Annotated in this window: 20 protein-coding genes and 1 pseudogene; 15 read left to right on the plus strand and 6 right to left on the minus strand. The window is 62.5% G+C overall.

Annotation, left to right across the window (positions count from 1 at the left end):
• Window positions 1–70: 70 nt before the first annotated feature.
• Entirely contained in the window at window positions 71–565 is a 495-nt protein-coding gene (locus ACFWAD_RS25175) for a GbsR/MarR family transcriptional regulator (protein WP_378537730.1), read from the minus strand.
• 68 nt (window positions 566–633) lie between these two features.
• On the opposite strand from ACFWAD_RS25175, the gene ACFWAD_RS25180 reads away from it, so the two are divergent.
• Together ACFWAD_RS25180 and ACFWAD_RS25185 are read left to right on the plus strand one after the other, a co-directional pair.
• Window positions 634–1,569, plus strand: coding sequence for an ATP-binding cassette domain-containing protein (locus ACFWAD_RS25180; RefSeq protein ID WP_378537732.1), 936 nt, complete (start codon window positions 634–636; stop codon window positions 1,567–1,569).
• The gene (locus ACFWAD_RS25185) at window positions 1,566–3,236 is read left to right on the plus strand and encodes an ABC transporter permease (RefSeq protein ID WP_378548761.1); all 1,671 of its coding nucleotides are present in this window, start codon (window positions 1,566–1,568) and stop codon (window positions 3,234–3,236) included. Before ACFWAD_RS25180 ends, ACFWAD_RS25185 begins: the two co-directional genes overlap by 4 nt.
• Window positions 3,237–3,259: 23 nt before the next feature.
• On the opposite strand, the gene ACFWAD_RS25190 is transcribed toward ACFWAD_RS25185, so the two are convergent.
• Window positions 3,260–4,048 carry a thioesterase family protein gene (locus tag ACFWAD_RS25190; RefSeq protein ID WP_378548764.1) on the minus strand — a complete coding sequence of 263 codons (789 nt, stop codon included), beginning with the start codon at window positions 4,046–4,048 and terminating at the stop codon, window positions 3,260–3,262.
• Window positions 4,049–4,281: 233 nt separating this feature from the next.
• Window positions 4,282–4,758, minus strand: a complete 477-nt coding sequence (locus ACFWAD_RS25195; protein WP_378537738.1) for a MaoC/PaaZ C-terminal domain-containing protein — start codon at window positions 4,756–4,758, stop codon at window positions 4,282–4,284.
• A 110-nt stretch (window positions 4,759–4,868) separates the two neighbouring features.
• On the opposite strand from ACFWAD_RS25195, the gene ACFWAD_RS25200 reads away from it, so the two are divergent.
• Window positions 4,869–5,294, plus strand: coding sequence for a DUF6314 family protein (locus ACFWAD_RS25200; RefSeq protein WP_378548767.1), 426 nt, complete (start codon window positions 4,869–4,871; stop codon window positions 5,292–5,294).
• Window positions 5,295–5,310: 16 nt separating this feature from the next.
• On the opposite strand, the gene ACFWAD_RS25205 is transcribed toward ACFWAD_RS25200, so the two are convergent.
• On the minus strand, window positions 5,311–5,523 hold the full coding sequence (locus ACFWAD_RS25205; protein WP_003942061.1) for a molybdopterin-binding protein: 213 nt from the start codon (window positions 5,521–5,523) through the stop codon (window positions 5,311–5,313).
• Between the two features lie 141 nt (window positions 5,524–5,664).
• Between ACFWAD_RS25205 and ACFWAD_RS25210 the strand changes: the two genes are divergently transcribed.
• Window positions 5,665–5,868, plus strand: coding sequence for a DUF4287 domain-containing protein (locus ACFWAD_RS25210; RefSeq protein ID WP_378447235.1), 204 nt, complete (start codon window positions 5,665–5,667; stop codon window positions 5,866–5,868).
• Window positions 5,869–5,874: 6 nt separating this feature from the next.
• Here the strand turns inward: ACFWAD_RS25210 and mftM are convergent, their stop codons facing one another.
• Both mftM and mftR read right to left on the minus strand, forming a co-directional pair.
• On the minus strand, window positions 5,875–6,708 hold the full coding sequence (gene mftM, locus ACFWAD_RS25215) for a mycofactocin oligosaccharide methyltransferase MftM (RefSeq protein WP_378548770.1): 834 nt from the start codon (window positions 6,706–6,708) through the stop codon (window positions 5,875–5,877).
• 30 nt (window positions 6,709–6,738) lie between these two features.
• Entirely contained in the window at window positions 6,739–7,338 is a 600-nt protein-coding gene (gene mftR, locus ACFWAD_RS25220; protein ID WP_317552370.1) for a mycofactocin system transcriptional regulator, read from the minus strand.
• Window positions 7,339–7,488: 150 nt separating this feature from the next.
• Here mftR and mftA point away from each other — a divergent pair, with 150 nt between their 5' ends.
• The 11 genes and pseudogenes from mftA (at window position 7,489) to mftG (ending at window position 20,155) form a co-directional block, all read left to right on the plus strand.
• A complete protein-coding gene (mftA, locus tag ACFWAD_RS25225; protein ID WP_063836238.1) occupies window positions 7,489–7,584 on the plus strand; it encodes a mycofactocin precursor MftA in 96 nt (31 codons plus the stop codon).
• Window positions 7,569–7,856: a mycofactocin biosynthesis chaperone MftB gene (gene mftB, locus ACFWAD_RS25230; RefSeq protein WP_007728309.1), complete on the plus strand. Its 288-nt coding sequence runs from the start codon at window positions 7,569–7,571 to the stop codon at window positions 7,854–7,856. Before mftA ends, mftB begins: the two co-directional genes overlap by 16 nt.
• A gap of 77 nt (window positions 7,857–7,933) precedes the next feature.
• The gene (gene mftC / locus ACFWAD_RS25235) at window positions 7,934–9,148 is read left to right on the plus strand and encodes a mycofactocin radical SAM maturase (protein WP_378548773.1); all 1,215 of its coding nucleotides are present in this window, start codon (window positions 7,934–7,936) and stop codon (window positions 9,146–9,148) included.
• A 40-nt stretch (window positions 9,149–9,188) separates the two neighbouring features.
• Entirely contained in the window at window positions 9,189–10,367 is a 1,179-nt protein-coding gene (mftD, locus tag ACFWAD_RS25240) for a pre-mycofactocin synthase MftD (protein ID WP_378447238.1), read from the plus strand.
• A gap of 26 nt (window positions 10,368–10,393) precedes the next feature.
• On the plus strand, window positions 10,394–12,325 hold the full coding sequence (locus tag ACFWAD_RS25245; RefSeq protein WP_378548776.1) for a mycofactocin system FadH/OYE family oxidoreductase 1: 1,932 nt from the start codon (window positions 10,394–10,396) through the stop codon (window positions 12,323–12,325).
• On the plus strand, window positions 12,322–13,149 hold the full coding sequence (locus tag ACFWAD_RS25250; protein WP_378548779.1) for a mycofactocin-coupled SDR family oxidoreductase: 828 nt from the start codon (window positions 12,322–12,324) through the stop codon (window positions 13,147–13,149). Before ACFWAD_RS25245 ends, ACFWAD_RS25250 begins: the two co-directional genes overlap by 4 nt.
• Window positions 13,149–15,098, plus strand: a complete 1,950-nt coding sequence (locus tag ACFWAD_RS25255) for a mycofactocin system FadH/OYE family oxidoreductase 2 (protein WP_378548782.1) — start codon at window positions 13,149–13,151, stop codon at window positions 15,096–15,098. Before ACFWAD_RS25250 ends, ACFWAD_RS25255 begins: the two co-directional genes overlap by 1 nt.
• A 52-nt stretch (window positions 15,099–15,150) precedes the next feature.
• A pseudogene (locus tag ACFWAD_RS25260) lies at window positions 15,151–16,388 on the plus strand (DUF222 domain-containing protein).
• A 101-nt stretch (window positions 16,389–16,489) separates the two neighbouring features.
• Complete coding sequence (gene mftE, locus ACFWAD_RS25265; protein WP_378548785.1) at window positions 16,490–17,182, plus strand: mycofactocin biosynthesis peptidyl-dipeptidase MftE; 693 nt, start codon at window positions 16,490–16,492, stop codon at window positions 17,180–17,182.
• A 97-nt stretch (window positions 17,183–17,279) separates the two neighbouring features.
• Window positions 17,280–18,677, plus strand: coding sequence for a mycofactocin biosynthesis glycosyltransferase MftF (mftF, locus tag ACFWAD_RS25270; RefSeq protein WP_378537756.1), 1,398 nt, complete (start codon window positions 17,280–17,282; stop codon window positions 18,675–18,677).
• Window positions 18,674–20,155, plus strand: coding sequence for a mycofactocin system GMC family oxidoreductase MftG (gene mftG / locus ACFWAD_RS25275; RefSeq protein WP_378548788.1), 1,482 nt, complete (start codon window positions 18,674–18,676; stop codon window positions 20,153–20,155). The genes mftF and mftG overlap by 4 nt, the downstream gene beginning before the upstream one ends.
• Window positions 20,156–20,214 lie beyond the last annotated feature (59 nt).

A 20,214-nucleotide genomic window follows, 5' to 3' on the forward strand; every position in this document is an offset into this window, starting at 1 on the left:
GGTACACCGCACCTGACCATGCTGGACCGAGAATTGAGGTACCCCGCCGAATTTGCGGGTAAACCCGAAGTTACCTGCCAGGTGTCCGGTCTTTTCGCCGGGAGCGCCAGTCCGCGAGCATGCGCGGCATTTCCGCGGCCATGAAGTCGAAGAAGTCGCGCAGATCAGCCATCCGATCGCCGGCCGTGGTTCCTTCGCCGAGGACTCGAATTCCCTCGTCCGCAACTGCCGAGACCTGATAAAGGGAGGACTGTTTCGTGACAAACGCGTCGGCCCACATCTCGACGCTGACGCAGTAGTGCTGACGCCTCGACCCGGGGACGGCCACACGCTCGATCAACCCGACTTGCTGGAGGTATCGGACGGCTCCGGAGATGGCGGCGGGGCTCACTCCCAACCGAGATCCGAGATCTCCCGGTGTGGACGAGGGCGTCTCGCTGGTCATCAGCGCGGCCCAGACGCGTGCGGGCATCGGCGGAAAACCCATGTCGCTCAGCACGAGTGAGAGTCGCTCGACATAGTGTCGGCTCTCGTCCGGGACGACGGTATGGCTGGTGTCGGTCATCGGAACCTTTCGATCTTTCCTTCTTTTCTATCTTCACACATTTGTGAAATCGGCGTACGGTCAAATTCATGGGTGCGGCAATTTCAGTGAAAAGCCTCGTCAAGACCTTCGGTACCACCCGCGCGCTGGACGGCCTCGATCTCGACGTCTCGACGGGTGAAGTACACGGATTCCTGGGGCCGAACGGCTCCGGAAAGTCCACCACTATTCGTGTGCTTCTCGGCCTGCTCCGCTCCGATTCCGGGGACGCAACCGTCCTCGGCGGCGATCCGTGGCGAGACGCCGTGACTTTGCATCGACGGCTCGCGTACGTACCCGGCGACGTGAATCTGTGGCCCAACCTCACCGGCGGGGAGGCTGTCGACCTGTTGGCCGGTCTGCGCGGTGGTCTGGACCGAAAGCGGCGCAGCGAGTTGCTCGAGCGCTTCGAGCTGGACCCGACCAAGAAGGCGCGTACGTACTCGAAAGGTAACCGGCAGAAGGTTGCACTCGTTGCTGCCTTTTCGTCGGACGTCGACCTTTACGTCCTCGACGAACCGACATCAGGACTCGACCCCTTGATGGAAGCGGTATTTCAGGACTGCGTCGAGGAAGTGGCTCACGCCGGGAAGACGGTTCTGCTGTCGAGCCATATCCTGGCCGAGGTAGAGGCATTGTGCGATCGCGTGAGCATCATCCGCGACGGGCGGACGGTGGAAGAGGGAACACTCTCCGAACTCAGGCATCTCACCCGCACATCCGTCTCGGCGGAGACGGTGCGCCCGATCGGTGGACTCGACGGACTCGGCGGTGTCCACGACGCGGTAATCGACGGTAACCACTTCACCTGCGAAGTCGACAGCGCACAACTCGGGCCACTCATGACGTACTTGGTCGGCTTCGGGATCGTGGCGCTCACTTCCACTCCGCCAACGCTCGAAGAACTCTTCTTGCGGCACTACGGTGACGAGCGGGCCAGGGAGACTTCGGTCCACCTGCGGGCCGAGACCGGAGTATTGCCATGACCGTCGTTGCCGAAGCCGCTCCACCGGTACCGGCGTCGGCAAGTCAGTTCACCGGCACGCGCCGACTGGTTCGGTTGGCTTTGCGACGGGACCGGATCCAGCTTTCCGTGTGGGTCGTCTCGATCGTGCTGTTCATGCTGCTTGTCGTCGCCAGTGTGACCGGGCTGTACACGACACCCGAGGAATTGCGAAACATCGCAGTCAGTTCCGCGGTATCGCCGGTGGCGCTGGCAACCAACGGAATCGTGTCCGGCGATTCGCAGGGCGCGATAGTCGCCAGTCAGTCGGTGCTCGTGTTCGCGTTGGTGGCGGCATTGATGAGTACCCTTGCGGTGGTTCGCCATACGCGACAAAACGAGGAGACCGGCCGTGCCGAGATGATCGGTGCGGCGGTGGTAGGTCGGCGAGCGCTCCTGACCTCCGCGTTGATTGTCACGGTCGGTGCGAATGTGGTTCTGGCACTGGGAATTGCACTGGGATCGATCGCCGTCGGCCTGCCGGTCGGCGGTTCGCTCGCACTGGGCGCGTCGATCGGCGGTACCGGAATCGCGTTTGCCGGAGTGGCGGCAGTGACGGCGCAGATCACCGACGGCGCTCGTACGGCCAACGGGTTGGCGGGCGCCGCGATCGGTGTCGCCTTCATGCTGCGCGCGATCGGTGACGTCAACAGTACGGTCGTCGACGACGGAACTCGCGTGGTGAGCGGTTGGTTGTCGTGGCTCTCACCGATCGGGTGGGCACAACAGATCCGACCTTTCGACGACGACGCCTGGTGGATCCTGTTGTTGTTGATCGGATTTGCGTCTGTGCACGTCGTGGTGGCGTTTGTTCTCATCGGCCATCGTGATCAGGGAGCGGGACTCGTTCAGCCCCGACCCGGCCCGCCGGCCGCGGCATCGTGGCTGCCGTCGGCTTGGGGCCTGGCGTGGCGCATGCAGCGAATGACGATGTTCTGGTGGATCTTTGCCGTCGTCATACTCGGATTCGCGTACGGTGCTGTGGGCAACGAGATCGACGCGATGGTGGGATCGTCGCAGCAGACCGCAGAGATGTTCGAGAAACTCGGTGGCGGCGGTACGGATCTGGTGGACTCCTACTTGGCCACCGCTCTCGGTCTCACGTCGATAGTCATCGCGGCATATTCGGTCCAGAGTCTTCTCCGTATGCGGGGCGAGGAAACCTCGGGACGGCTCGAACCGTTGCTGGCAACCTCGCTGTCGCGGCGGAAGTGGATGCTGTCCCACTTGGGGGTGGTTGTCGGCGGCGTGATCCTCGCGCACGTCTTGATGGGTGCGTTCACCGGATTCGCCTTCGGGCTCGTCACGGATGACATCGGCGGCAACATATTTCGGATGACCGGCGCGGCGTTGGCGTATCTGCCTGCGGTGCTTGTCGTCGTGGGGTTGGTGTCGTTGGCTTTCGGACTGTTTCCGACGTATGCGTCGTCCCTCTCCTGGGGGATCTTGGCGGCATGCATCGTGCTCGGGCAACTCGGTACGTTGCTGAAACTTCCGCAGATAGTGCTGGATCTGTCGCCGTTCACCCACGTGCCGGGTGCCCCTGCCGAGCCGGTGACAGTTCTACCAATTCTGGCAATGATCGTTGTGGCAGTAGTGCTTTCGACAGCATCGCTTGTTGCGTTCCGTCGTCGCGACCTCCAGGTGTAGTCGAGCTGCACTCAATTGGGAGTTCAACGCAGAATTCGACGAAGCTGGCGAGCCCGAGCAGCAAGCCGTCCGGTCGAGTCGAATAGTTCGGATTCGTCAACACAGAGAGTGTCTGTCGCCCAGGCAGTCCCGTGGCGCAGGCGATACCACGGTGACAGCGTTCGGGGATCTGCCGTGAGGTGCTCCGGTGTGAAATGCGCGGTGAACTCGATGGTCGGTATGGCCACGGGCATCGTCAGTGTCGCGAACAGTCCGGGCGGAAGCGCATCGAGAAGGACCGCGGCACGCTCTTGGGCCTTGAAATCGAGGTCTGTGAGCAGGCGGATCCAAACGTCGAATTCGGGGGAGTCACCACCGGCGAACGGCCTCGCCGAATTGATCGGCCGAATGTCGAGGTGCTGGGCGAACGGCACAAAATCCACCGGGATCTCCAGTGGCGGCAGGGTTGACGGGTCGGCCGAACTCGGCTCGACTCCGGGGGCGGACAGCGTCGTGACTCCTGTGTCGCGGGCTAACCGAACAAGGGCGGATCCTGCACCGGTCAGCGTGACGTGGCAACTGACGGTCCGCCCGCCCCGCATCTCGCCGACAGTCAATTCGGCCGGCCCCGGAGGGACGGGGCGGTCCAGGTGTGCCGTGACTGCCAGCGGTTCGGCTCCGGACGCGTCGGCGGCGACTCGCAGCATCCGTGCTACGGCAAGTCCGCCCTGAATGCCGTCGAAACTCCGCCAGCTGGAGTCGAATTCGGTGTGATGACGCGCTGCGTCGGTCGGCGACGTGGCCGTCACGGATGCCTGACTAGTAATTGCCATAGTCAGCAGATTAGATGCTGACTATGGCAATGGCAAGCCAGGGTCTATTCGGGAGTGCTGGACGACCCACCGAAGAGCATGTAGATGAGGATCTGAAGAATGCCGAGAGGATTGATCTCGCCGAGGCTGCTCATGTGTGAGGAACTCCTGATTGCGGGGATGGGTAGTGTTGCGTCGCAACGTCACTGAAAGTACGGCAATTCAGACAATGCGGTGCGGAATTTACCGATAATTCACTGTCCGCGAGTCGGGCGGCAGTGCAGGTAAGCGTCGGTGACGACGTCGAGAACGCGATTGCCGTGCGCATCGACCAGTTTTGCCGTGATGGTGACCAATCCTCGCGCGCGATTGTCGAACACGACGTTGTCGACGGTGACCTTTCCGCTCAGGGTGTCACCGGGGCGAAGTGGACGGAGGAAGCTCACGTCGCGCATGGTCTTTCCGGCGATCACGTTCCACTGGTCGTAGAGACTGTCGACCACCAACTTCTGGCAGATCGACAGGGTGTGCAGCCCGCTGGCGATCAACCCGCCGAAGACTCCGGACCCGGCGGCTTCCTTGTCGATGTGAAACCACTGGGGATCCCACTGGGTTGCGAACTCGACGATCTCCTCTTCGGTCACCGAATACGAGCCCAATGGGATCACTTGGCCGATCTCGAGATCTTCGGCGAACACTGTGCGTTTGTGAAGGGCGGCCGAATCGTTCATGTCTGTGTGAATCTCCTGCGTGTTCCGGGTGTACTCGGAACATACTCCGGCAGTGTGTTCGAGTCGGTCTCCGGTGTCGTCGGGTAATCCAGGGTCACTAGAATCGTCACATGGTTGACGACGCGAAGATCGAGCCCAGGGCGTTGGCAGGAACGTGGCACTTCGAGCGCGACATCGTCGACCGCCTTTCCGGTTCCACCAAGCATGTCTCCGGAGAGACCACTATCTCCGACGCCGGTGACGGTCGGATGCGCTGGTACGAGAGTGGAACTCTGCGTGACGGCGATCTGGAACTGCCAGTGTTCCGGACTTTGTTCATCGCCGAGCATGGCCTCGGGTGGGCTGTGACATTCGAGGACGGCAGAGAGTTTCACGACTGGGCACCGGGGGAGGAAGTCGAGCACCTGTGCGGTGCCGATACCTACCGCGGGCGAATCGACGTCACTGCCGGCGATCGATCGGCCTGGACTGTCGTCTGGACCGTGACGGGGCCGAGCAAGGACTACACGATGACCACGCATCTCACCCGGCCCTGATCACAGCGTTCGCCAGTTATTCGACGCCGATCGTCACCTCGGTGGACTTCACGAATACCGTTGCAGCTTGGCCTGGTTCAAGGTCGAGATCCAGCGCGGCATCGCGGGTGATCGACGAAGTCACGATCTGGTTCCCGCCGTCCAATTTCACCTTGACTGTTGCCATGACGGTGCCGAGGTTGACCTCGGTGATGGTGCCGGTGAGTTGATTTCGTGTGGACAGTCGCATCTCTGAACTCCTGTGCTCTCGGGTAGTTGTACTTCGACCCTAAGCTGCCTGGCCCGTGGATACCCAGCGATTTCGCAGGTGCGGACATGCAGGCGAGAGAGTTGCGCGAATGATGTCGGCCGTCCGAGGTAGATTCCGGTCATGACTGAACCTGTGAAGGGCCCGGCGTCGTACTTTCCGTCGATCGAGAAGAAGTACGGTCGGCCGATCGGTGAATGGCAAGAGCTGATCCGAAGCTCAGAGCTCACCAAGCACATGGAATTGGTGAATTGGTTGAAGTCGGAGCACGGTATGGGCCATGGTCATGCGAATGCCCTTGTCGCGCATACGTTGAAAGAAGGCTAGTTCACTTCAGGCGGCAGTAGCCTCCAGTACCAACCAGCCGCCGTGATGCTCGAATACCTCGAACGGCACACCGGTCTGCCGGCCGACTGCGCGCAGCGACTCGAGATCGAAGGTGCGGATGTGGCCGTGGCACGCGGTGGCTTCGTCTTCGAAGGGGACGGCAATGACGACCCGTTGACGAGCGATCCGGAGTGCCTGCGCGATCACGGCTTCGCCCACTGGGTCGTCGACGTGCTCGAGGAGATGAATCGCGGTGACGGTGTCGGCGCTGTTGTCCGGAGCCGGTACTTCACCCGCGTCGCAGATCACCGTGTCGATCTTGATGCCGAGTTCGGGGGCTACCGCGTCGAGCAGAATCATCGTTCCGGGCAGGATGTCCGTGGCGGTCACGTCCATTCCGGCGCGCGCGAGCCGCAAGGGCAGGAATCCGAAGCAGGACCCCAGATCGAGCACGGAACCACGAACCAGTTCTTCGGCTTTGTCGTGAATCGGTGCGAAATCCGCAGTGCCGTCCAGTAGTTCGGCAAGCGAGTTCCGGTAGTAGGTGGTCCAGGATTCGAGAGCACCGTCCACGGTGGAGCGAACCAGACCGACCATCGTCAGCTCGAATTCGTCCTGACCGAACTCCGCGTCCTGAATCGACGAGGTAACTCCGGCGACGAGGCGCTCGCTCAGATCGGCCGGATTGAGGGAGTGCCGGACGTGGAGGCGACCGCCTCGACGATCGAGCGAGATCGGACCTGAATCGACCCGTTCGACGGTGACATGCCCGAACGACCACAAGCCCGGCGTCGACGGTGCCAGTGAATCCAGGACCGGTTCGTTTGTGGTGGTGGACATGATCACCTTTCTCGGGTGGCTGATGCTCTATCAGGTGCTGATGCCGGTCCGCAGGGACTGCGTACCTGTTTTCAAGAGTTCCGGTAGCTCGAGTGAATCGTCGGTGAGCCACTGCTCGTACGCCGACATGGCCACCCCGAGCAGAAGATAGCCGACGGTGCGTGGGCCGTGATCGGTCGGTTCGAGATTCATTCGTCGTGCGACGTAGTCGGCGACCACCTGTCGCCACCCTTCGTACATCACCACAGAGTATGCCTGAAGCGTCGGAACTTCGAGGATCAGTTCCATCCGTTTGCGATGTACCGCAGTCTCTTCCGGCGGGAAGGTGTTGAACGTCAACAATGCGGATTCGAGTGCGTCGACCAACGGGATGTCGGCGGGCAGTGAATCCAGGTGCTCGCGCATCTCGCCGAGATGTCCGTCGAAGTCTCCCCAGGGAACGGCGTTCTTGGACGGGAAGTAGCGAAAGAAAGTCCGACGCGCGATGCCGGCGGCGTCGGCTATCTGGTCGACGCTCACCTCGTTGAAGCCGACTGTGGAGAACAGTTCGATGCCGATCGTGCTGATTCCCTCCTTCGTTGTGGAGGGGCGACGACCTATCCGAGCGGACGGTTTCTTGCGGCTACGCATACTTTTTTCGCTCCATGTGTGTCATTCTGCACTCGATGCCATTACAGTGGTGAACCGAGTCACAGTGAAGTCCCACTAGTGACCACCAACTCCCAGGTTGGAAGTCTGATCTACAGACTTCCAGACGGAGTGCGAACGCAGGAGGAATCCATGTCAGATCGTGACAACAAGGCGCTCGAGAACGACCTCGTCGAGGAGTCCCTCGTGGAGGAAGTTTCCATCGACGGCATGTGCGGCGTGTACTGACCGTGTCTGCTTTGGATCTCGACGCGGGGTGGAAACTCCACCCGCAGGTAGCGCTTCGCCCCGAACCTTTCGGGGCGTTGCTCTACCACTTCGGAACGCGCAAGCTCTCGTTCCTGAAGAACACGACCATCGTTGCGGTGGTCAAGGCGTTGCCAGACCATCCTGATGTCCGGTCCGCACTGCGTGCGCAAGGCATCGAAGATGACGCGGCTCCCCAATATGCCCGTGCGCTGAGCACTCTCGCCGATTCGCACATGATCGTGCCTGTCTGAGCCAGACGCTCGCCCCCCACGTGCGGAACAGCCCTTCTGCACGTTCGCCCGCTTCATTTCTTCGCGAGGACACAGCCATGACCTCAGTTCTTGAACAGCCATCCCCACCCGCCAAGGTGGGTCGCCTCGTCGATCAGTTCGAACTCGGACTCGACGCCCCGATCTGCCTGACGTGGGAACTCACCTACGCCTGCAACCTTTCCTGCGTGCACTGCCTGTCGTCTTCGGGTCGTCGTGACCCCAACGAGCTGAGCACCGAGCAGTGCAAGTCCATCATCGACGAGCTGCAGCGTATGCAGGTGTTCTACGTCAACATCGGTGGCGGCGAGCCGACGGTACGCTCCGACTTCTGGGAGCTCGTCGACTATGCGACGGACCACCAGGTTGGTGTGAAGTTCTCCACCAACGGCGTGAAGATCGACAAGAAGGTCGCCGCACGGCTCGCGGCCAGTGACTACGTCGACGTGCAGATTTCCATCGACGGTGCCACTGCTGAGGTCAATGATGCTGTGCGCGGGCCTGGTTCGTTCGCTATGGCCGAGCGCGCTCTCGCGAACCTGAAGGAAGCCGGCTTCAAGGACGCCAAGATTTCGGTGGTCGTCACGCGGCACAACGTCAGTCAGCTCGACGAGTTCAAGGCTCTCGCCGACAAGTACGACGCGACACTGCGCATCACCCGCCTGCGTCCTTCGGGCCGCGGCGCCGACGTGTGGGACGACCTGCACCCGCGTCCGGAGCAGCAGCGTGAGCTCTACAACTGGTTGGTGGCCAACGGTGAGGGCGTCCTGACCGGAGACTCGTTCTTCCACCTCTCCGCGTTCGGCGATGCACTGCCCGGTCTCAATCTCTGTGGTGCGGGCCGCGTCGTGTGCCTGATCGACCCGGTCGGTGACGTGTACGCATGCCCCTTCGCGATTCACGAGCAGTTCCTCGCCGGAAACATCGTGAAAGACGGTGGATTCCAGGAAGTCTGGCAGCACTCGGACCTGTTCGAGGAGCTGCGCTCGCCCCAAACCGGTGGGGCCTGCAGCAAATGCAACCACTACGACTCCTGCCGCGGCGGCTGCATGGCGGCCAAGTTCTTCACCGGACTGCCGATGGACGGACCTGACCCCGAGTGCGTCATCGGCAACGGTGAAATGGCCTTGGCCGGCGCGGGAGAGATCCCCAAGTCCAGCGTCGACCACTCACGTTCCGGTCAACGTAAAACCCCGCGTGCATCGGTGCCACTGACACTGATGATGCGTCCCCCCGCCAAGATTTGTGACGAAAACCCGCTTGCGGGAATGTAAGTAGCCTTTCCGGCCACTTGCGATACGAGAGGTTTGACTGATGGCAAAGAACGCATTCTTCGAGACCGTCGCCGAAGCACAGCGACGTGCACAGAAGAGGCTCCCCAAGTCCGTGTATGCGGCGCTGGTGGCCGGATCCGAAAAGGGTCTGACCGTCGACGACAATGTCGCGGCCTACAGTGAACTGGGTTTCGCTCCGCATGCGGCCGGCTTGCCGAACGAGCGGAACATGGCCACCACCATTATGGGGCAGGACATTTCGCTTCCGGTGATGATTTCGCCGACCGGTGTGCAGGCAGTGCACCCCGACGGTGAGGTAGCGGTAGCTCGGGCGGCCGCAGCACGGGGAACGGCGATCGGCCTGAGTTCTTTTGCCAGCAAGTCCATCGAGGAAGTTGCAGCGGCCAACCCGCAGGTGTTCTTCCAGATGTACTGGGTCGGCAGCCGCGACGTGCTCCTGCAGCGTATGGAGCGCGCTCGCGCTGCCGGTGCCAAGGGCCTGATCATCACCACCGACTGGTCCTTCTCGTACGGCCGCGACTGGGGCAGCCCGTCCATCCCCGAAAAGATGGACCTCAAGGCGATGTTCCAGTTCGCTCCCGAGGGCATCATGCGCCCGAAGTGGTTGTTGGAGTTCGCCAAGACCGGCAAGATCCCGGATCTGACCACCCCGAACCTTGCGGCTCCCGGTCAGCCGGCGCCGACCTTCTTCGGTGCGTACGGCGAGTGGATGCAGACGCCGCTTCCGACGTGGGAAGACATTGCCTGGCTGCGTGAGCAGTGGGGCGGGCCCTTCATGCTCAAGGGCATCATGCGCATCGACGACGCCAAGCGAGCTGTCGACGCCGGTGTCTCCGCGATTTCCGTCTCCAACCACGGTGGTAACAACCTCGACGGCACCCCCGCGCCGATCCGCGTACTCCCGGGGATTGCCGAAGCCGTGGGCGATCAGGTGGAAGTTGTTCTCGACGGTGGCATTCGACGCGGCGGCGATGTCGTCAAGGCGCTCGCTCTCGGCGCCAAGGCCGTCATGCTCGGGCGCGCCTACCTGTGGGGCCTCTCGGCAAACGGTCAGGCCGGAGTCGAGAACGTGCTCGACCTGATGCGGATGGGCATCGACTCGGGACTGATGGGCCTTGGCCACTCGTCCATCACCGAACTGAGTCCGGCGGACCTGGTGATCCCGGAAGGCTTCACCCGCACGCTGGGTGCGAGCTGAAACTCCGGCTCTGATCGAGCTGTGAGTTGAGCCTTCACGAACACACAACCCTGGCCGGACGCACCGTCCGGTCCAGGGTTGTTTTCGGTCCGCACGAGACCAATCTTGCTGTGGGACGCTCGTTTTCCGATCGGCACCGTGCGTACTACCAGCGCCGTGCCGAGGGCGGAACCGGGATCGTCGTCACCGAAGTGGCCTCGGTATCGGAGAACGACTGGCCGTACGAGCGGGCACCGTTAGCGTCGCAATGTGGCCCGGGGTGGCAGTCGATCGCGGCTGCATGTGCTCCGTACGGAACATTGGTTCTTGCCGGTCTCGGTCATACCGGGATGCAGGGATCGAGCGCATATTCACAATCGGTGCTGTGGGGACCGTCGCGGGTAGCCGACCCGGCGACGCGCGAGTTGCCGATGGCAATGGGGCAGCCGGAAATCGACCAACTGATAACCGGCTTTCGCGACGCAGCGGCGCTGGCGATCGCTTCGGGAATGGACGGCGTGGAACTCGATGCCGGCCCTCGAAGTATTCTGCGGCAATTCCTTTCGGGCCTGACCAATACTCGACGAGACCGATACGGCACTGATCGCGCTGCCCTCCTTCGTGAGGTCATCTCGGGAGTGCGTGAGGAACTCGGACCGGACGACGTTGTCTCCTTGCGGTTGTCCTGCGACGAGGAAGCACCGTGGGCGGGATTGACACCCGATCTTGCAGCAGGCTTTGCGCGTGAAGTATCTCCGCTCCTCGACCTCCTTGTCGTCGTCCGAGGTGGACTCTATTCGGCTGACCGATACCGTCCCGACTTTCACTGCTCGACGAACTTCAACCTCGCCCTGTGCCGTGACATCAAGGCCGCGGTCACGATTCCCGTTGTCCTGCAGGGGAGTGTCGTTGACGTCGCCGAGGCTCACGCGGCGCTGGAAATAGCCGAGTTCGTCGATATGACGAGAGCCCAGATCGCAGACCCGGACCTGGTCGTGAAAGCCGCGCGCGGCGATCGTCCGCGGCCGTGCGTGCTCTGCAATCAGACGTGCCTCGTGCGTGATCCTCGCAACCCGGTCGTGACGTGCGTGGGGAATCCGAGCGCGGGTTTCGAGACGGTGGACCCCGATGAGCGAGAGCAGATTTCGACACCGGGAGCCGTGCTGGTCGTGGGGGGTGGCCCCGCCGGGATGGAGGCCGCGCGGATCTCGGCGGTGGCGGGACACTCGGTCACCCTCGTCGAGAGTTCATCGCAGTTCGGCGGCATGATCCGAACTTTCGCGCGAGGTGACGGCCGCAGCCGATTCAATCTCCTCGCGCAGTGGCTCGAGGACGAATGCCGTCGAAGCGGGGTGACGATGCGAACCGGGGTAGCGATCGACGCACAGGATCTCGACGGCGCACGCAGTCGGGGCGAGTTGGTTGTGGTTGCCACCGGTGGTGCTGCGAGGCCACCGGCATATCCGACCGACGACTCGGTTCGATGGCTGGATGCATCGGAAGCCTACGAGAAGTTCACTTCGGTGGGGCCGGGCCCGGTAGTGCTGATCGATCCGCTCGGTGGACCGATCGCGGTGGCGCTCGCAGAAGCACTCGCAGCCAAGGGCAGCTGCGCCTCGATTGTCACCCCGGACACCATCGTCGGTTCGAGGCTCGGCGCGAGTGGCGATCTGGTCGGCGCCAACACCCGCATCCAGCAGGCCGGGATCACCCGAGTACTCGCTTCGCGTGTCGTCGAAATCGCCTCAGGGGCCGTCTGGGTCGAACACATCTACACCGGTGAGCGGTCTCGGCTCGAGTGCGAAGTGGTGATCGACTGCTCACCCCGTCTGCCGAACGATGGCCTGAATGAAACCGGGAGTATCCGGGTCGGGGACGCGGTTGCCCCGAGAACTGTTCTCGAATCCATCCGCGAAGGGCGCTTTGCAGGGTTTACTACTAGAACGAGTTTCAATTCTGCAGAGAGGGCTATCTCATGACACAGGGTTCAGTTCGTTCGCTCGAAGGCCGCGTTGCGTTCATCACCGGCGCAGCACGCGGTCAAGGACGTGCGCACGCGGTCAAGATGGCGCGCGAGGGAGCGGCGATCATTGCGGTAGACGTGTGCGCGTCGGTGGCGTCGGACAATTCCTACGAGGCAGCAACTTCCGAGGACTTCGCCGAGACTGTGCGTCTTGTCGAAGGGGAGGGTGGGAAGATCCTTGCTCGCGAGGTCGACGTCCGTGACGGCGCAGCCCTCACCGCGGTGGTCCAGGACGGCGTCGAGCAGTTCGGGCGTCTCGACATCGTGGTCGCCAATGCCGGCGTCTGTAACTGGAATCGATTCTGGGAAATGTCGGACGAGCAGTGGGAAACGCTGATCGACATCAACCTGACCGGAGTCTGGAAAACCCTCAAGGCCTCGGTGCCGGCGATCATCGAAGGTGGGCGCGGTGGATCGATCATCGTGGTCAGTTCGGTGGCGGGACTCAAGGCGTTGCCCGGTCAAGCGCATTACGCGAGCGCCAAGTTCGGTCTGGTCGGGCTGACGCAGGCCGCGGCAAAGGAACTGGGGGAGTACAAGATCAGGGTCAACTCGATCCATCCCTACGGAGTCAATACGCCGATGGGCGTCGACCAGGGCGCGCTCGAGGTATTTGCCAAGTTCCCGCAGTACCTTCCCAACTTCACTCCGATCCTCTCGGACATCGCTTTTGCCGAACCCGACGAGATTGCCGATACCGTTCTGTGGCTCGCCGGTGACGGTTCACGCACCGTCACGGCAAGTCATATCGCGCTCGATCAAGGAAACTCCAAGGTCTGATGACGCCGTACCCGCGCCTCTTCACGCCATTGCGCCTGGGCAACCTGACACTCCGCAATCGGGTCGTGTTCTCCGCACACCTGACCAATTACGCGGAGAACGGGTTGCCGACGGAGCAGCACTCGAGCTACTACGAGGCGCGGGCCCGCGGCGGTGCGGGTCTGATCATCACCGAGGAGCACTCGACGCATCCTTCGGATCGACCGTACGAGAAGATGATTGCAGGCTATCGGCCCGAAGCAATCGAGGGGTACCGGCGGATCACCGACGCCGTTCATGCGCATGGTTCGTCGATTCTCGCGCAGATCAACCACAACGGCGGTCAGGGTGCTGGAACCTATTCGCGATTGCCGCTGTTGGCGCCGAGCGCGGTCGCCGATCCGTTGTTCCGCGAGGTGCCCAAGGCCGTCGACGACGCGAACATCGCCGAGATACTCGCAGGGTTCGCTCTTGTTGCGCGCAACTGCGTCGCCGGTGGCTTCGACGGGGTGGAATTGCAGGCGTCGCAGTCGTCCATCGTGCGCGCCTTTCTCTCACCCTCGACCAACCTGCGCACCGACCGTTACGGCGGAGGCGTGGCAGATCGTGCGCGTTTTCTGCTCGAGGTGCTGGGGGTGCTTCGTGAGGCCGTCGGCCCGGATCGTGTGCTCGGCGTGCGCCTGAGTGGATACGAAGGAACGCGGGGTGGGATCGAACTGTCCGACGCGGTAGCCACCGCCCAACTCATCGAAGCCGACGGTCGTGTCGACTACATCAACACTACCGTCGGAATGGCAACGGAAACACTGCATCTGGTCGAAGCGTCGATGGCTGTACCCATCGGCTACGCCAACTTCGTCCCGTCTGCGATCCGGGAGGTGGTCGATCTTCCCGTGGTCGGCGTCGGCCGTTTCAAGACGCCTGAGCAAGCTGAAGCTGCGCTCGCGGGCGGTGTGTGCGATCTGGTGGGTGTGGTTCGTGGGCAGATCGCCGATCCGGATTTTGTGAACAAGGCGCGTGCCGGTCAGTCGGTGCAGGTGCGAACCTGCTTGTCCTGCAACCAGGAATGCGTCGGGCGGATGGGTCTGGGGCGTTGGTTGGGGTGCACCGAAAATCCGCGCGCCGGTCGAGAATCGGTCCCACTGCCGATGCCGCGGCGACGAGGTCGCACTGTGATGGTGGTCGGCGGCGGCCCTGCCGGCCTGCAAGCTGCGGCCACCGCGGCCCAGCGAGGTCATGCGGTGACGCTGTTCGAGCGTGAACGAAGACTCGGTGGACAGATTCTCACCGCCTCGGTGGTCCCCGCTCGCCGAGAACTTGCCGACCTCGTCCGAAATCTCGAATCGGAGTGTCGCCGAAGCGGTGTCACGATCGAGCTGGGTGTTGGAGCTGATCTCGCGATCGTGGAGGAGGGCGTGCCCGACGTGGTAGTGATCGCAACCGGGGCGCGGCCGGTGCGCCCAGCGTGGGCGGGTGGATCCGAGCGTGTGGTGGGTGTTCGAGAGGTTCTCGACGGCAAGATTTTGCCGAGTGGAACGGTGCTTGTCTACGACGAGTTGGGATTCCATCAAGGTACGTCGGTGGCGGAGTTCCTCGCTGATCGAGGCTGTGCGGTCACGATCGCGACCAACGGCATGGTGGTCGCGCAGGACCTGAGCATCACCTTGGATTTCGAGGCGTGGAACCGCCGGGCGTTCGAGAAGTCGATCATGCAACGGACGGATCTGATGGTGACTTCGGTGAGAGCTGGAGCCTCGCCGCTCGTGAGCTTGGTTCACCTTCCGACGGGTGTGGTCGAGGAAGTTGCGGTCGACTGGGTGGTTTTTGTAACGCAGCAGGAACCTGTCGACGAGCTATGGAATGCGTTGCAGGGAAGTTCTTTCGAGACTTTTCGAATCGGTGACGCTCTGTCGCCGAGACGTTCGCATGCCGCGGTCATCGAAGGTCATCGAATTGCGTTGTCGATATAAGTCGTCCGTTATGTCCCTGGTTATCGAAAGTATGTTCGATTAAACTTTCGGCATGGACAGTCGGGAAGCGTGGCAGCTGGATGGTGAGGGCCTCAAGAGTGAGGTTCTGGATCTGGTGCGTGTCCGGCACGAGTTGCAGTCGCGGATGGTGTTGCTGATCGCGGAGATGTTTCCCGGGAGACTGTGGTCGGGAAGGGTTTTCGGGCGATCGCGCAGTGGTTGCATGGTTCGACGAATTTGGAGATCGGTGAGTGCAGTCTGTTGGTCAGTCTAGCGCGGTTGCTGTTGCTCGAACCTGTTGTCGCGGATGCATTCCATCGCGGGGATGTGGATGCGTTGAAAGCCCGTCAGGTGGCGTCGTTTTGTCAGCATCCACCCAAGAACATGACCCCGGCGGATGTCGACAAGGCCCGCGGGATCCTGCTTGACCTAGCGTCGAAGAACATCGCTGATTGTGATGCGGTGCGGGCGGCGATCCGGCGGATCGAGAAGCAGTACGGCACACGCGAAGACGGCGTCCCGGTCGGGGAGGATTCGGAGCGCAACGAGTTCTACGCCTCGAAAGGCTTGTACGGGCGGGTCAGCGTGAAAGGCGATTTGGATGCTGTGAACGGGGCCCGTCTGATCACGTTGCTGTCGAGCCTGTCGGCGCCGACACCGGAGAAAGACGGCGTGAAGGACACGCGTACTCCGGCGTTGCGGCGCGCGGATGGGTTTTGCGAGTTGTTGCGGCGGTACGAGCGGGCGGGACTGGGTCCGATCGAGGGCGGGGTGAAACCGCACATCACGGTCACCGCGTCGGCGAAAGACATGACCGACCTCAAAGCCTTGAAAGATCTACTGCCGTCGACTCAGGAACTGGGTTTCGCGTGGACGGATTGGGTGGGCCCGATCAGCATCGACACCGCACGAATGTTGGCCTGCGACTGCACCGTCACCCGGATCCTCCTGGACGAGAATGGTGTTCCGCTCGAGTGCGGCAAAGAAGCGAGAACAGCGACGGTTCCGCAGCGCCGGGCTCTTGCGGTGCGTGACGGTGGGTGCGCGTTTCCGGGGTGCGGGACACCGTCGGGGTGGTGCGATGCTCACCATATCGTTCACTGGAATGATGGTGGCCCAACGGATCTCGACAATCTGATCTTGTTGTGCGGTCACCATCATCGGACACTGCACCACACCGAGGGGCGAGTCGAGATCGGCCCGGATCGAAAAACGGTGTTCTACCCACCGATGTCGATTGATCCGTATCAGCATCCGATCGGTGGGAACAGTCCGCCGACAGCGGCGTGAACCGCGACCAGTGAAAACTCATACACCGGGGCACAACCATGCCCCGGTGTATCCGCATGCTGTGTTGCGGTGGGAGGGGCCCGCACCAATACGATCGGGGGATGAGTTCTCCGCGTGACCTTGCTGCCATCCCGAGCCCGGCGCTCGAGGGCACTGCGCTCACCGTCGTAGTCCCGGTCGGTTCTTTCGAACAACACGGTCCGCATCTGCCTCTCGATACCGATACTCGGATCGCGAGAGCAGTCGCACAGGCTCTGCCCGACGTCGTCGTGGCCCCGGCCGTCGAATACGGGGCGAGCGGAGAGCACGAAGGTTTTGCCGGCACTGTCTCGATCGGTGCCGAGGCTATGGAAATCGTCGTAGTCGAGTACGGAAGGTCCGCATTCCGGTGGGCGAAGCGGGTGCTGTTCGTCAACGGTCACGGCGGAAATGGACCCGCATTGGCCAAAGCGGTGGCACTTCTGCGGTATGAGGGGCGTGATGCCGCTTGGGCGCCGTGCGCTGTTGCGGGTGCCGACGCGCATGCCGGGCACACTGAAACGAGCCTATTGCTGCACCTTTCGCCCGATTTGGTGCACATGAGCCTTGCTGAGACCGGAAATTTGTCTCCTATCTCAGACCTGATGCCAGGAATGCGTTCGGGCGGTATGGTCGCTGTGTCGCAAAACGGCGTTCTCGGCAATCCAGTCGGGGCTACCGCCGAAGACGGCGCATACATCTTCGGTGAGTTGGTAGGACGCGTGACGGATGGACTGGCCCGGTGGGAGCCTGGTCCAGATGGGAGGCTTCGGTGACGACCACGACCGAGTGGGGGCGGACGGTCCACCTGCGACGGCTTTCGAGGCTGCGACGAGTTGCAGCACGACGGGCTACGTCCCTTACGATCACCTGATGCGACCAGCAAGACTCCCCGACGGCTTCGGCATTCGGTTGGACCCCAAGGTGCGCACGTACTCGGGTGGCCGGGTACTCATCGGCGGATCTCCGACGCGGATGCTCAAGCTGGCTCCGACGGCTGCGGCGATGATCGGTGACGGCTTCCTCGAGGTGGTCGATCAGCAGAGCGCTGCGGTTGCGCGACACCTTCTCGATTCGGGTGTCGCGAATCCTCGTCCGATGTCGACGCCGTCCGCTGCCGATGTCACGGTCGTGATTCCGGTCAAGGACAACCAGGCCGGCGTCGAACGCCTATTGCCCGTCCTCAAGGATCTGACCGTCATCGTTGTCGACGACGGTTCGGAAGTGCCGGTGGAGCCCCGTCGCGCCTGCCCGGGCACCGGCACCATCACAGTGGTCCGGCACGAGAGTGCCCGCGGACCCTCGGCAGCGAGAAACTCGGGATTGCGTTCGGCCCAAACACGTTTCGTAGCTTTCCTCGACTCCGACGTCATCCCGCGTGCCGGTTGGCTCGAGCTGATGTTGGGTCACTTCAGCGATCCAGGGGTTGCCCTCGTTGCGCCCCGCATCGTCGCCCTCGATCCATACGGGACGGCGCTGGCGCGGTACGAGAATATGCGATCGTCTCTCGACCTCGGACGCAAGGAAGCTGCGGTGAAATCGGGCAGTCCGGTCGCCTATGTCCCCAGCGCCGCCGTGATCGTCCGGCGCGACGTAGCGCTCGAATGCAACGGTTTCGACGAGAGTCTCGAAGTAGCCGAGGACGTCGATTTCTGCTGGCGCCTACAGGCTGCTGGTTGGCGCCTGAGGTACGAACCGGTAGCGCACGTCGCTCACGATCATCGAGTGCAGTTCGACAAGTGGTTCGCCAGGCGTGCGTTCTACGGGACGGGTGCGGCGCCGTTGGCTGCCAGGCACGAGGGTTCGGTTCCGCCGATGGCGATGTCGTTCTCGACGCTCTTCGCATGCATCGCCGCCGCAACACTGACACGTTCCGGTCTTGCCGGCGCACTCGGCGCTTTGCTGTTCACCGTCTACCGGCTGCGAAAAATGTTCACCGGTCTGAGTCAGCCCACCCGGATCGCGGCCATCCTCACCGCGCAAGGGTGTGTCGGCGGATTCTGGCAACTCGCATCGGCGATGTGTCGTCACTACTGGCCCGTGACGCTCTTGGCGGTGATCGCCTCCCGTCGAATACGACGACTGGCCGTCGCAGCGGCCGTCGCCGAAGGGTTGGTGGACTGGTATCGCCACCGTGAGCCAGGCGGACTGGGACCGGTTCGGTACGTCTTCTTCAAACGAGCAGACGACATCGCTTATGGAGCCGGACTCTGGCGTGGCGCATTCGACGCCCGCGACTGTGCGGCGCTGAAACCTCGAATCACCAAGTGACAGAAGCCGACTACGCAGATTTTCTGGTTGTCGGTGGTGGCACGTGTGGCTGCGTCGTCGCAGCCAGGCTCAGTGAAGATCCATCCGCCACGGTGATGCTCCTCGAATCGGGAAGCGGATACCGTTCGGCGCTCGAACTTCCGGACGTCCTGAGTGATCCGTACCGACTGCCGGTTGGACCTGCGAGCGAATACACGTGGACGTATCCGGTCGAGTTGACACCGCGTCGGGCGTCCACGATCGCGCGCGGGCGGACACTCGGTGGGTCCGGGGCTGTCAACGGCGCGTACTTCACCCGCGCAACCCGCGCCGATTTCGAAAACTGGCCGAGTTCGTGGCGATACGACGACGTATTGCCGTACTTCAAGAAGTCCGAATCCGATCGTGATTTCGAGGGCGAGTTCCACGGGAGCGGCGGTCCGATCCCGGTCGAGCGGCGAGCGTGGGACCAACTGCATCCACTGAGCGGTGAGTTCCAGGCCGCAGCACTCGCAGCTGGTTTTCCCGACGACGTCGACAAAAATGCGCCTGACTCGTTCGGCGTCGGCCGGGTGCCGCTGAACGTATCGGATCATCGTCGGATCAGTACTGCGGTCGCCTATCTGATGCCGGTGTTGCACCGCCCGAATTTGCGGGTGGAATCCGGCGTGAACGTCATTCGTATCGCATTCTCGGGAACCCGAGCGATCGGCGTCGACGTACTCGACGGCGGTAACGTCCGGCGCATTCGTGCCGACCACGTGATCGTGTGTTCGGGTGCGGTGGCGACGCCACATATTCTCTTGAATTCCGGCATCGGTCCGGCGGAACAACTTGCAGAGCAAGGAGTTTCCGTCATCCTCGACCGACCTGGCGTCGGCCAGAACTTCGTCGACCATCCGGAAGTGCTGCTGCCGTACCATTTTTCGACGCCCCGCACGATTCGATCACAGACTCCGGTGCTGGAGACGGCCCTCAATCTCGCCGAACTCGAAATCCGTCCGTACACTGCGTCTTTCACGGACCTGGTTCCTGGTGTGCCTCGCATGGATCACGGCGTCGGGGTGGTCCTCATGGCGCCGCGCAGTCGGGGAAGCATCGAACTGGCATCGGGGGATCCCGCTGGGGCGCCGCGTATTCGATACAACTACGTCGCGTCGGCGCACGATCGAGCTGCCATTCGGGAAGGGATGCAGATCGCCGAGAATCTTCTCGCGTCGATCGCCGAGACAGGATTGATCGACCGCCCCGTTGTGGAGTACACCGACGAGTGGATCGAATCCCGGCTAGGAACGTCGTTGCACATGTCCGGTAGCTGCGTGATGGGGGCTGAGTCGGACCCGTTCGCAGTCGTCGATGGTCGGTGCCGTGTGATCGGTGCGCAAGGGCTCAGTATTGTTGACACGTCAATCCTGCCGACGATCCCGACTCGCGGCCCGCACGCGACCGCGGTCATGGTCGCGGAGCGAGCAAGCGCCATCCTGCTCGGTGACGAGTGACCAGGAGCGGCAACAGGCAGGGGCTGAGAGGCAAACCGAATGGTCGTTCTCGCCGATGA

The sequence above is a fragment of the Rhodococcus sp. NPDC059969 genome, assembly GCF_042738325.1.
In the GTDB taxonomy this organism is placed as follows: Bacteria; Actinomycetota; Actinomycetes; order Mycobacteriales; family Mycobacteriaceae; genus Rhodococcus_F.